Annotated in this window: 10 protein-coding genes; 4 read left to right on the forward strand and 6 right to left on the reverse strand. The window is 67.5% G+C overall.

Annotated elements, in window-relative coordinates; translation table 11 throughout:
* Nucleotides 1-124 precede the first annotated feature (124 nt).
* The 3 genes from ACZ75I_RS10030 to ACZ75I_RS10040 form a co-directional block, all read right to left on the reverse strand.
* On the reverse strand, nt 125-571 hold the full coding sequence (locus ACZ75I_RS10030) for a Rap1a/Tai family immunity protein (RefSeq protein ID WP_258392209.1): 447 nt from the start codon (nt 569-571) through the stop codon (nt 125-127).
* 45 nt (nt 572-616) lie between these two features.
* Nucleotides 617-1,237 carry a hypothetical protein gene (locus ACZ75I_RS10035; RefSeq protein WP_346476093.1) on the reverse strand — a complete coding sequence of 207 codons (621 nt, stop codon included), beginning with the start codon at nt 1,235-1,237 and terminating at the stop codon, nt 617-619.
* A 96-nt stretch (nt 1,238-1,333) separates the two neighbouring features.
* Entirely contained in the window at nt 1,334-2,317 is a 984-nt protein-coding gene (locus ACZ75I_RS10040; protein ID WP_346476092.1) for a LacI family DNA-binding transcriptional regulator, read from the reverse strand.
* Nucleotides 2,318-2,474: 157 nt separating this feature from the next.
* Between ACZ75I_RS10040 and ptsP the strand changes: the two genes are divergently transcribed.
* The 4 genes from ptsP (at nt 2,475) to ACZ75I_RS10060 (ending at nt 9,002) form a co-directional block, all read left to right on the forward strand.
* Nucleotides 2,475-4,988 carry a phosphoenolpyruvate--protein phosphotransferase gene (gene ptsP, locus ACZ75I_RS10045; protein WP_346476091.1) on the forward strand — a complete coding sequence of 838 codons (2,514 nt, stop codon included), beginning with the start codon at nt 2,475-2,477 and terminating at the stop codon, nt 4,986-4,988.
* Nucleotides 4,985-5,941, forward strand: a complete 957-nt coding sequence (locus ACZ75I_RS10050) for a 1-phosphofructokinase family hexose kinase (RefSeq protein ID WP_180867822.1) — start codon at nt 4,985-4,987, stop codon at nt 5,939-5,941. Before ptsP ends, ACZ75I_RS10050 begins: the two co-directional genes overlap by 4 nt.
* A gap of 86 nt (nt 5,942-6,027) precedes the next feature.
* On the forward strand, nt 6,028-7,734 hold the full coding sequence (locus ACZ75I_RS10055) for a PTS fructose transporter subunit IIC (protein ID WP_180867820.1): 1,707 nt from the start codon (nt 6,028-6,030) through the stop codon (nt 7,732-7,734).
* A gap of 14 nt (nt 7,735-7,748) precedes the next feature.
* Nucleotides 7,749-9,002, forward strand: a complete 1,254-nt coding sequence (locus tag ACZ75I_RS10060) for a carbohydrate porin (protein ID WP_346476090.1) — start codon at nt 7,749-7,751, stop codon at nt 9,000-9,002.
* Between the two features lie 89 nt (nt 9,003-9,091).
* On the opposite strand, the gene ACZ75I_RS10065 is transcribed toward ACZ75I_RS10060, so the two are convergent.
* From ACZ75I_RS10065 to ACZ75I_RS10075, 3 genes are read right to left on the reverse strand one after another with little or no spacing between them, the layout of a single operon-like run.
* Nucleotides 9,092-9,937, reverse strand: coding sequence for an aldose epimerase family protein (locus ACZ75I_RS10065; protein WP_180867816.1), 846 nt, complete (start codon nt 9,935-9,937; stop codon nt 9,092-9,094).
* On the reverse strand, nt 9,927-10,964 hold the full coding sequence (locus tag ACZ75I_RS10070) for a glycoside hydrolase family 43 protein (RefSeq protein ID WP_180867813.1): 1,038 nt from the start codon (nt 10,962-10,964) through the stop codon (nt 9,927-9,929). The genes ACZ75I_RS10065 and ACZ75I_RS10070 overlap by 11 nt, the downstream gene beginning before the upstream one ends.
* Before the next feature lie 16 nt (nt 10,965-10,980).
* Complete coding sequence (locus ACZ75I_RS10075) at nt 10,981-12,465, reverse strand: MFS transporter (RefSeq protein ID WP_472957785.1); 1,485 nt, start codon at nt 12,463-12,465, stop codon at nt 10,981-10,983.
* Between the last annotated feature and the right edge of the window lie 43 nt (nt 12,466-12,508).

Consider the following 12,508-nt stretch of genomic DNA (forward strand, 5'->3'; position numbering starts at 1 on the left):
AGCATGCAGTGTCGCGGGCGCGGGAGTCGGCGGTCGTGAATGCATCGTATCGCCAGCGTGCAGAACACCGATGTGTTCATTACGCAGGCTGCAGCCCGCGTTGCCAACGCCCAGCCCACGCGTCTCAGCGTGCCTTGCCGGGCTCGGCACTGCCACCAGGCGATGTGCCGCGACCACAGGGAAACGCCGCGCGCAGCCCTTCGACAACCAGGGGAGACGCATCCTGTTGCAATCGCACGCGGGGCAGCTGCCGGAGATGGGAAGACACCTGATCGACCAGTTCATGCGGAAGGATCCGGCCCTGCCCACACCACTGACCGCGGCTGGCATCGGCGACGCCCAGGATATAGCTGCTGGCCCGGGCGCTGGACAGCCCCCGGCAGTGTTCGCCATCGCAGAACCCGTCAGCGCCTTTGCCCTGCAGCAGCGTGATGAGCTCCGCCCCACTGACAAGCCAGGTGCGTTCCGGTTGCGTTGTGCCTGCCACGGCGGGTCCCACCAGGGCGCCGAGGCCCAGTGTCAGGAGCCAACGCATGCGGCGGTGCGCGCGGCGGGCGTGATGTCCTTTCATATCAGGGTCCTGGCTGTCGTTTTTCCGGATTCCACGCGGCGCCGGTCAGAGTTGATCAAGCTGGTTGCGTGGTTGAAACGCCGGGTCGTCCTCAGCGTCCAGCATGGCATCCACCAAGGCGTCGAAGGGCGCGGCAGCGGTATCCAGGTCCGTGGAAGAAAGGAATCCGGATTGCCCCTGGCCGGCCATGGCAATCGCGGCAACGGTCTCGCGCTCACCTTCCTCTGCCCAGAGATAGTCGTGGACCAGAGCCACCCCGTGGTCGCCCGCCTTCAGGAAATCGGCCGCGCCCCGTGCCACAGTCAGAAACGCGATGAGATCGTAGAGGCTTTCCGAATACGTCAGCGATCCCGCAACAAAGTGCGTACCAGTGCGGTCATAGGCGGCAACCTGGATGTTCTCGGCCTGCGCGGATGCAAGGAAGGCCTTCAATGCGGCGCGATTGTCGGGGTAGCGGGCCAGCAGGGCCTGGCAGTCTACGAGCAGTTCATCCAACGCCTCGTCGCTTGAAGACGCCAGGCATTCACCGTTGCGCAAGCGCCACGACCCGGCGATGCATCGCCAGTCGGACCATCGGGATGGCGAAGGTAGGGGCGCCGCCAGCCATCTGGAGAGATCTTCGTGGCGCAACTGCAGGCGCAACAGCGCTGAATAAGGCTCTGACAAGGCGATGATCCATCGGGTCTGCGTGTCCAGATGGCTTTTAGCAGACAACGCGCGACCCGCCAACACCCCAGTGCCAGCCTCATGGACTGCGCCAGACTATCGCGCAGCCGTTGACCCTCTGACCACGCACCTTCCCGTCATCACCAGTCTGCGTACCGGCAGCTCCGGCATGCGCAGGCGCTCCAGCAGCAGCGACATCGCGGCCCGCCCCATCTCTTCAACCGGCTGCTCGACCACGGTAATACCCGGTTCGACCAGCTCGGTCCATCGCTCGTTGTCGAAGCCTGCCAGCGCCAGCGCGTCTGGAATCGCCAAACCTGCGCTGCGTGCGGCCTTCAGCGCCCCCATCATCAGCAGGCTGTTGCTGGTCACCAGCGCATCGGGCCGCGATGGCATGGCCAGCCACTGCCCAGCTGTCGCGATGGCGGCCTCGGCCGTGGGCTCTACCTCGCGGTAGTCCGGTTCCAGCCCGTGCCTGCGCATTGCAGCGATATAGCCGTCGCGGCGTTCGGCCGCCGTGGTACTGGTGCTGCCGAACAGGCCACCGATGCGGCAATAGCCGCGCTCGGCCAAGTGTTCGACCAGGCCCGCCATCGCCGCTGCGTTGTCGAGGACCACGCTGTCGATCGAGCCACCGGGTGCGGCACGATCGACCAGGACCGTAGGGTAATCCAGCGTGAGCCGGTCCAGCCGCCCCACCGTGGTCCGGGTGGGCGCAAAAATCAGCCCACTGATGCGTTCCTCATGCATCAACTGCAGATACAGCGCCTCGCGCTCGGGGTCCTCATCGGTGTTGCAGAGGGTGACGCGAAGGCCTTCCCGGTACGCGACTTCCTCCACGGCGCGGATCAGCGCGGTAAAGAACGGGTTGCGGATATCGGCCACGATCAGGCCGATGATGCCGGTATGCCGGGCGCGCAGTCGTCTTGCCTGCAGGTTGGGGTGATATCCGGTCTGGCGGATCGCCGACTCCACCCGGCCGCGCACGGCCTCGCTGACCGGGCCGCCGCCGAGCACCCGCGACACCGTGGACTTGGATACCCCCGCCACGCGTGCGACGTCATTGATGCTGATGCTCACTGGTAACGTTCCCGGAATCGAGCGCTTTTCTGGGCCGGACGGCCGTCCAGCACCATGTTAACGCCAAAGGACTATTGGATTTTTGTGCAGTGCACATTGAAATGGTGAGTGGGAACGTTCCCAATATGTCTCAGCCACCCCTTCCGCGGAGCCCCCCTTGTCGCCCCAGACCTCCCCCTCCCCGGCCAGCCGGGAACTGATCCGCCTGGACGCGCGGGCGCAGGACAAGACCGATGCCATTGCCCAGGTCGCGCAGATGCTGGTCGCGGCCGGCTGCGTGGCGCCGGGGTACGAAGCCAGCATGGGGCGGCGCGAAACGCTGGCGAACACCTTCCTTGGACACGGCGTAGCAATCCCGCACGGGCTTGGCGAGGACCGCCATCTGGTGCACCGCGATGGCATCGCCGTGCTGCAGTTGCCGCAAGGCGTGGAATGGAACCCGGGACAGGTCACCCGTCTGGTGGTCGGCATCGCTGCCCAGTCGGATACCCACATCACGGTGCTGCGCCGCTTGACCCGGCTGATCCAGGACGAGTCCACGCTGCAGCGGCTGTTCACCACCACCGAGGCGGGCGAGATCGTGAACGCGCTGGCCGGCGATGTTGCGATTGCCGCCACCCACGCGCCAGCGGTGGATCTGGCCGAGCGCTTCGAATGGACCATCGCCTACCCCAACGGACTGCACGCCCGTCCTGCGACGCGCTGGGCCGAGACGGCGCGCGGCTTCGCAGCCCGCGCGCAGGTCCGCGTGGGCGATCAGGCGGCCGATGCCAAGAGTCTGGTAGCGCTGCTTCAGCTCGGGTTGCGTGAGGGCGATGCCGTGCGTGTTTCTGCCGAGGGCGCCGATGCCCCCGCGCTGCTGGCTGCGCTGCGCAAGGTCATGGATGGATTGGTCGCACAGGAAAGGGCTGATGCCGAGCGTGCAGCCCAGCGCAAGGCAGCAGCCCCTGTCGCCGGGTGGAAACCGCCCGAAGCGCAGGCGACGATCATTGGCATCGGCGCCAGCCCCGGATTGGCGATCGGCCCGGTGCATGTGCTGGCCAGCACGCAGGCGGAAGTCACCGACCGTCCTGCCCCGCTTGGCGAGGGCGGCGCACGCCTGCAGGATGCACTCGGCCGCACCCGCCAGCAGCTGGCCGCCCTGCAGGACGACACCCAGCGCCGCCTTGGCGCTTCGGATGCGGCGATCTTCAAGGCGCAGGCCGCGCTGCTCGACGACACCGACCTGATCACCCGCACCTGCCAGCTGATGGTTGAAGGCCATGGTGTGGCGTGGTCATGGCACCAGGCCATCGAGCAGATCGCCTCCGGGCTGGCGGCGCTGGGCAATCCGGTGCTGGCCGGGCGCGCGGCGGACCTGCGTGATGTCGGCCGGCGCGTGCTGGCGCAGCTTGACCCTTCTGCTGAAGGTGGTGGCCTGGCGGATCTGCCGTCGCAACCGTGCATCCTGATCGCCACAGATCTGTCGCCTTCGGATACCGCCAATCTCGACACCGGTCGCGTGCTCGGCCTGGCCACCGCGCAGGGCGGGCCGACCTCGCACACCGCCATCCTCTCGCGCACGCTGGGCCTGCCGGCGCTGGTGGCCGGCGGCGCCGGGCTGTTGGCGATCCAGCCAGGCCGCGAAGCGATCCTGGACGGCAGCAGCGGACGGCTCTACCTGTCCCCGTCCGAAGCCGATCTCGCCTCGGCACGCGAATGGATCGCCGAACAGCAGCAGATCCGCGAGCGCGAAGCCGCGCAACGCGCGCAACCCGCCCAGACCCCCGACGGCCACCGCATCGACATCGGCGCCAACGTCAACCTGCCCGACCAGGTGCCACTGGCACTGGAACAGGGTGCGGAAGGCGTCGGCCTGATGCGCACCGAGTTCCTGTTCCTCGAACGTGGCAGTACGCCCAGCGAGGAGGAGCAGTACACCACCTATCTGGCGATGGCCAAGGCACTCAACGGCCGCCCGCTGATCGTGCGCGCGCTCGACATCGGCGGCGACAAGCAGGTGGCGCACCTGGAACTGCCACGCGAGGAGAACCCGTTCCTCGGCGTGCGCGGCGCGCGCCTGCTGCTGCGCCGCCCTGACCTGCTGGAGACGCAACTGCGTGCGCTGTATCGCGCCGCCAAGGACGGTGCACGCCTGTCCATCATGTTCCCGATGATCACGTCGGTGACCGAGCTGGTCGCACTGCGCGCCATCTGTGAGCGCCTGCGTGCCGAGCTGGATGCGCCGGTGGTGCCGATCGGCATCATGATCGAAGTGCCGGCTGCCGCCGCTCAGAGCGACGTACTGGCGCGCCATGCCGACTTCTTCTCGATCGGCACCAATGATCTGACCCAGTACGTGCTGGCGATCGACCGCCAGAACCCGGAACTCGCCGCCGAGGCCGACAGCCTGCATCCGGCGGTGCTGCGCGCGGTCCGCGCCACGGTTGAAGGCGCACGGCTGCATGGGCGCTGGGTCGGCGTCTGTGGCGGCCTGGCCGGCGACCCCTTCGGCGCCATGTTGCTGGCTGGCCTGGGCGTGGACGAACTGTCGGCGACTCCGAACGACATCCCGGCGGTGAAGGCGCGCCTGCGTGGCACCGCGATGACCGAACTGCAAGCGCTGGCCAGCACCGCACTGGGGTGCGAAACCGCCGAGCAGGTGCGCGGCCTCGATGGGGCGCGCGCATGACTGCCCGCGCCGTCACCGTGACCCTGAACCCGGCCATCGACCAGACCGTGCGCCTGGCCCGCCTGCAGCCAGGCCGCGTGCATCGCGCCGGCAGCTCCCGCGACGACGCAGGCGGCAAGGGCATCAACGTGGCGGCCTGCCTGGCCGACTGGGGCGTGCCGATCACCGCGCTGGGCGTGCTGGGCGACGGCAACGACGGCGTGTTCCGCACGCTGTTCCGTGAGCGGGGCATCATTGACGGCTGCCTGCGCGTTCCGGGCCATACCCGCACCAACATCAAGCTGGTCGAAGAGGCCAACGGCGAAACGACGGACATCAACCTGCCAGGCCTGGCCGTGGACGCTGCCGATCTGGACGCGGTGTCGCGCCAGCTCGGCGCCCTGCTCGCGCCCGGCCTGCCGGTCGTGCTGTCCGGCAGCCTGCCGCACGGACTACCGGCCGATGCATGGGCGCGGTTGCAGGCGCAGGCCGGAACGGCCGGTGCGCGCGTGCTGCTGGACACCAGCGGCGATGCGCTTGCAGCTGCGCTGGACGGCGCGCAGGGCGCGCTGCCTTACGCCATCAAGCCCAACCGCCACGAACTGGAGGCCTGGACCGGCACGTCGCTGCCGGATCGCAGCGCACTGCGCGCTGCAGGCCAGGCCTTGGTCGAACGCGGTGTCGCACTCGTCGCCATCTCCATGGGGACCGACGGCGCGCTGTTCATTGATCGCGCCGGCGCACTGGTCGCGCGACCGCCGCGTCTGGCCCAGGGCAGCACGGTGGGCGCCGGTGATGCCATGGTCGCCGGCATCGCCGCCGCGCTGTTGGAGCGCTCCCTCGACCTGGCCGCCTGTGCACGACTGGCCACGTCGTTCTCGATGAGCCGGCTGGATAGCGGAGACGCGCGGCGGCTCGATCCGGCGCAGGTGCGCGCCGGGGCCGGCGATGTACTGATCGAGCGGTTGGATTGAAACACCTGCCGGAGGAGCAGCGGTTGGCTTCGGGCCACCCGCGATGCCTCCGGCAGGAACGAACCCGAAGCATTCCAGGAGTTCCCATGCACGCTTCCACCGTAGTCATCGCCGCTGGCGAACGCAGCATCGAGGCGGTACTTGCCGCCGAGGCCCTGCGTCGCGCGGCCCGCCAGCGCGGGCTTGAGCTGATGATCGAAATCCGCAGCGACCAGGGCGTGACCGGCGCGCTGCCCGCCTCGGACGCCGCCTCCGCGACCCAACTGCTGCTGGTGGGCGATAGCGAGGCAGACATCGCGCGCTTCGGCAATGCCCGGATCGTGCATGCCAGCCTGGGCGAGGTATTGGACGATCCGGTCGCCGCGCTTGCACCGCTCGCAGCCGCGCCGGCCAGTGTCCCCGCCACCGGGGCTGGCAAGCGCATCGTTGCCGTCACCTCCTGCCCCACCGGAATCGCTCACACCTTCATGGCGGCAGAAGGCCTGCAACAGGCTGCCAAAGCGCTGGGCCATGCGATCCGGGTGGAAACACAGGGCTCGGTCGGCGCGCAGGATGCGTTGAGCGATGAAGAAATCGCCGCCGCCGATGTGGTGCTGATCGCCGCCGACCGCGAAGTCGATCTGGCGCGCTTCGCTGGCAAGCGCCTGTTCAAGAGCGGCACCAAGCCGGCGATCAATGATGGCCAGAACCTGATCCGCAAAGCGCTGGCCGAGGCCGGCGTGCACGCGGGGACAGCGGCTTCGGGCCGTACCGCAGAAAAGAACAAGAGCACCGGCCCTTACAAGCACCTGATGACCGGGGTGTCGTTCATGCTGCCTTTCGTGACAGCCGGCGGCCTGTTGATCGCCCTGGCGTTCGCACTCGGCGGCATCTATGCCTTCGACGACGCACACAAGGGGACGCTGGCCTGGTCGCTGTTCCAGATCGGCGCCAAGTCCGGTTTCATGCTGATGGTGCCGGCGCTGGCCGGCTACATCGCCTACTCCATCGCCGACCGCCCCGGCATCGCGCCCGGCATGATCGGCGGGCTGGTTGCGGTCAACATGGACGCAGGTTTCATCGGCGGCATCCTCGCGGGCTTCATCGCCGGCTATGGCGTGCACTGGATCAACCGTGCGCTGCGCCTGCCGCGCAGCCTGGAAGGCCTCAAGCCGGTGCTGATCCTGCCGGTGCTGGGCACGCTGCTGGTCGGCCTGCTGATGATGTACGTGATCGGCACGCCGGTGGCCGCACTGCTGGCCTGGCTGACCGACTGGCTGCGCGGCATGGAGGGCAGCAGCGCGATCCTGCTCGGTTTGCTGCTGGGCGGCATGATGGCCGTTGACATGGGTGGACCGGTCAACAAGGCGTCCTACGCCTTCTCCACCGCGTTGATCTCCAGCCAGGTGTACACGCCGATGGCGGCGACCATGATCGGCGGCATGACGCCACCGCTGGGCATCGCGCTGGCGACGTGGTTGTTCAGCAACCGCTTCACTGCCGAGGAGCGCGGCACCGCCGGTGCCGCCGGCGTGCTCGGCCTGAGCTTCGTGACCGAGGGGGCTATTCCCTACGCGGCACGCGATCCGCTGCGCACCATTCCTGCGCTGATCCTCGGCTCGGCCGTGGCCGGTGCGATCTCGATGGCCGCAGGCGTCGAGTTGAAGGTGCCGCACGGCGGTGTGTTCGTGCTGCCGATCCCGAACGCGGTCACCCATCTTGGTGTCTACCTGCTGGCGCTGTTGGCCGGCGTGGCGGTCACCGCGATTGCACTGCGCATCCTCAAGAAGCCGGTCACGGCCCCCACCCTGTAAAAGGAACCCCGCCCATGACCTGCCCTTCCAGCCGCCTGGTGCCGGTAGCGATCCTGCTGGCCCTGCCCTCACTGGCCGTAGCTGCCAACGCGAGTGATGTCCTCACCCCCAAACTGGCTTACACCGGCGAGGCGGCCGCCACGCTCGATGGTGGCAAGCGCAGCGGCACCGCTTACGCCGGCCAGCTGATGTTCGGCGCCGATGTTGACCTCGACGCTGCGTTCGGCTGGCGGGGGGCAACGATCAAGGCCTATGGCATCAATCGCCACGGCAACAACCTCGCCAACAGCAGCACCGGCAACAGCACCTCGGTGCAGGAAATCTACGGCGGCCAGGGCACGCGCCTGGCCAACCTGACCCTGGAGCAGAAACTGCTGGATGACCGGCTGGTACTGGAGGCCGGTCGCAGCGTCGCCAACATCCACCACCTCGGGTCGGAGCTGTGCCAGTACTTCCAGGGCAACTCGGCGTGCGGCAACCCGACCTACGTTTTCCGCACCAGCAACTTCACCTGGTGGCCCGTATCAAGCTGGATGGCCGACGCCACGGCCTGGGTGACGCCCGATGTCTACGTGCGCATCGGTGCCTACCAGGTCGACCCGAGCCAGGCCGAGGATGGCCAGCATGGCCTGAAGTGGAATACGAACCAGGCCACCGGCTGGATCGTGCCCTACACGATCGGCTGGCGCAGACCTGCTTCGGCACGACTGAAAGCCCGCTACGAACTCGGTGGCTGGCAGGACAACTCGACCTATCGCGATCCGCTGCGCGATGCCAACGGCATTCCCGCGCTGCTCAGTGGCCAGGAGTACACGGCACGCCACGGTCGCTCCGGTGCGTTCGCGCGCTTCGAGCAGCAGCTTACCGGCGATGGCAATGGCCGCGGCCTGACCCTTTTCGGCGCGGCGCTCAAGGGTACCTCCGGCCAGCTGATCGAGGATCACTTCCTGCAGGCCGGGCTTGTGCAGAAAGGCACGTTCGCCGGCCGGCCGCAGGACAGCATCGGCTTCGTCGTCACCCGGCAGAAGTACAGCGGCATCGCGCTGGAGAACCTCCGCCTGGCCCGCGCTGCCGCCGGCGGCAGCGGCACCCCGCACGGAAGCCAGGTGATGATGGAGCTGAGCTATGGCATCCAGCTCACCCCGCAGCTCAGGATTGCACCGAACCTGCACTACATCGTGCATCCGGACCAGTTCAACGAACCTGCGCGGCAGCGGGACCTGCCGAATGCACTGATCGCGGGCATGCGGGTTGACTGGAACCTGTAGCAGATCGCACGTGGTGGTGAGGCGCTGCCCGTGTCAGGCACCAGGGTCCGCAACCGGTCCGGGCGGCGTACCGACACTCCGGCCGGGCTTCAGCTGCTGTCCGCCACCCACGCCAGTTCGAACGTCAACGCGAGGCGCTGGCCAGGCTCCAGCCGGTGCGGTGCCAGCGTGAAGCCGTCCGGCGGGCCACTCTGCGGTTCGACACAGGTGGCGTGCGGCGCAGCGTCGTAGACCACCCAGTGGTCGTGGTCCGACCTCAGCCGCAGGCGTTGGCCTTCGCGTACCAGCGTGATGTCACCGTCGGCAACGAAGCAGTCATCCCAGGGGCCGGTGGTGGGCTCCACGTGGGGCAGCGTGGCAATACCTTCCCTGTCCCGCGGATACATCGCGCGAGGATTGAACAGCAACCGGTCCGGCTTCCTGAACCAGGGGTGCCAGCCCAGCACCGCCGGCATCGCCTGCTCGCCGGCCTGGACCGAAAGGCGCATCTGCAGGGTGTGCCCCTGCAACCGCAGTTCCAGCATGGCAATGCCACCGAAGGGCCAGTAGCTGTCGCGCGGCAGCTGCAGCGACACCTCGGCCGCGGCCGCATCCAGCCGGTCGATCTGCCAGGGTCGCGAGAAGCCCACCCCATGGATGGCATGCCCGTCGAAGTTGAGCGGCAGCCGATGCGGCATGCCGTCAAAACGGAACTGTCCACGGCGGATGCGCCCGGCCCACGGCACCATCGGGTAGCAGCCCCAGGCGATCGCCGCCGCCCCGGTCTCCTGCGCGTCCACCAGCCATTCCACGCCCCGGTAACGCAGGTGCGCGATGCGCCCGCCCGCCGCTGCGGCGAGCGCAACCTCCAGTTCGCCGCACCTCAACCAGTGCAGCTTACCGGCCGGCAGCGGGGCCAGCGCATCATCCCTCGGCAACATGCGCTCAGGCCCCATAGGGATTGATCGTGCGGATGCTTCCGTCCGGCTCCATGTGCAGCGGGGTGCACTTGGCCGAGCGCAGGTGGGTGATGCCGCCGGACATCAGTGCATCGTGATAGAACAGGTACCACTGTCCGTCGAACTGGCAGATGGAGTGGTGGGTGGTCCAGCCGACCACGGGGGTGAGGATCACGCCAGCATAGGTGAACGGCCCGTACGGACTGTCACCCACGGCGTAGCACAGCTGGTGGGTGTTGCCAGTGGAGTACGACAGATAGTAGCGACCCTGGTACCTGTGCAGCCACGGGCCTTCGAAGAAGCGGCGCGCATGGTCGTCCGCACGCAGCGGCTGGCCATGCTCATCCAGGATCTGCACTTCGCGGGTGGGTTCGGCCAGCTCGGTCATTCCGGCATCCAGGCGGCCCACGCGCGGGCCCAGGGCCGGCGCGCTGCCCTCGGGTTCCTCGTGCGCTTCGCTGTACTGGTTGTCACGATACTTCTGCAGCTGCCCGCCCCAGATGCCACCGAAGTACAGGTAGTGGCTGCCATCGTCGTCTTCGAACACGGCCGGGTCGATCGAGTACGCGCCCTTGATCGGCTCCGGCTGGGGCACGAACGGGCCCTCCGGTCGCGCACCGATTGCCACGCCGATGCGGAACCGGCCCTCGGCGTCCTTGGCCGGAAAGTAGAGGTAGTAGCGGCCATCGCGGCAGGCAGCGTCGGGGGCCCACATCTGTTTCCGCGCCCAGGGCACGTCGCGCACGTGCAACGCCATGCCGCAATCGACGGCGGTGCCGTTGGGCGTATCCATCTTCAGCACATGGTAATCCTGCATGCCGAAATGGCCGCCTTCATCATCGAAGGGCTGGCCACCGTCGATGTCGTGCGACGGATAGATGTACAGGCGTCCCTCGAACACGTGCGCCGAAGGGTCGGCCGTGTAGATGTGGGTCACCAGCGGTTGCGAAATGGCGTGTGCGCTGAGCTGTGCAAGACGGGCTTCGCTGGCCTGGCCGTCTTCACCGGCAGAGAGGTCGATCATGGTTGTCATCTTGGCGTTACGCGGAGGCGTCGGCGGAACGGCGACGCAGGTGGAGATCCCGCTCGATGCGTGTTTCCGCGCGCTTGTCGATCCGGTAGAAGAACAGCAGCGCCACGGCGAGCAGGAAAGGAAGGGAGCAGTAGACGCTTACGGTCAAGCGGATGCCCTGCACCACGGCCTCAGGCTGCTGCACCAGGCCTGCCTGGTAGCCGTAGTGGGCAAGGATCGCGGCGACCAGTGCGCCGCCCACGCTGAGGCCGATCTTCAGGCCGCACAGCATCGCCGAGAAGATGATCGCAGTGGCCCGGCGATGGTTCTTCCACTCGGAGTAGTCCGCGACGTCCGCGATCATCGCCCACAGCAGCGGGATGGTGATGCCATAGCAGAAGCCATGCAGCATGAAGGCTGCGAACGCCACCGCCACCGCCGTGGGCGGGAACAAGTAGAAGGCCAGCAGGAACAGGGTCGAGACAAACAGGGCGCCACCGAAGACATCGCGCTTGCCGAAGCGATCCGCCAGCCGCCGTGATGCACCAATACCCAGGATCATGCAGAGGATGCCGCACGCGTTGAACAGGCTGAACGCCGAGGTGGCCGCGTCCTTCGGCCAGGTGAACGCCGCGAAGCCGGCGCTGGCGAGGGCGCCATTCAATGCACGGATCAGGCCGTTGAAGCCTGAGTTTTCCAGGAAGCCGGCCAGCGCCGCTTCGCTCATGTAGTACTGGAAGTAATAGATGTAGGTGCCGCCTTTCAACGCCAGGTTGATGAACACCAGCACGGTCAGCGCCAGCATCACCTGCCACGGGCGGTTGTGCAGCAGGTCGGACAGGTCCTGCACTATGCCGCCGGTCTGCTCGCGCGTCGGCACGATGCGCTCGCGGGTGGTGGCGAAGGTGATCAGGAAGAACACCGTGCCGATCACTGCGAAGGCGGTCATGACCTGTTCGAAGCCGCGCACCCGGTCGCCGTCACCCAGGATCAGCACCAGCGGCATCAGCAGCACCTGGATGATGAACTGCGCGATCATCACCGCCACGAAGCGGTAGGCCGACAGGCTGTTGCGCTGGGCCATGCTGCCGGTCAGCACGCCGCTCAACGCGGAGTACGGCAGGTTGTTCGCGGCGTAGACGCAGACCAGCAGCGCGTAGGTGGTCAGTGCATAGATCACCTTTCCGCGCTCGCCCAGGTCCGGGGTGCTGAACGCCAGCAGGGACAGTACGCCAAAGGGGATGGCCGTCCACAGGATCCACGGGCGGAAGCGGCCCCAGCGGGTGGACGTTCGGTCCGCCGCAATGCCGATCAACGGCGTGAACACGAACGCACCCAGCAGGCCCACCACGAAGATGATCGTGGCCGCGGTGGCAGCCGGCAGGCGGTAGACGTCGGTGTAGAAGAACGCCAGGTAGGTGATCAGGGTCTGGAAGATCAGGTTGGCGGCGAGATCGCCCAGGCTGTAGCCGAGCTTCTCGCGTACCGATAGCGCGTGTTCAGTGCTTGCCATGCAGCGGACGTCCTTGAAAAGGAATCTGGTCGAAGAGGAACCG

It is taken from the genome of Stenotrophomonas sp. X, assembly GCF_055721025.1.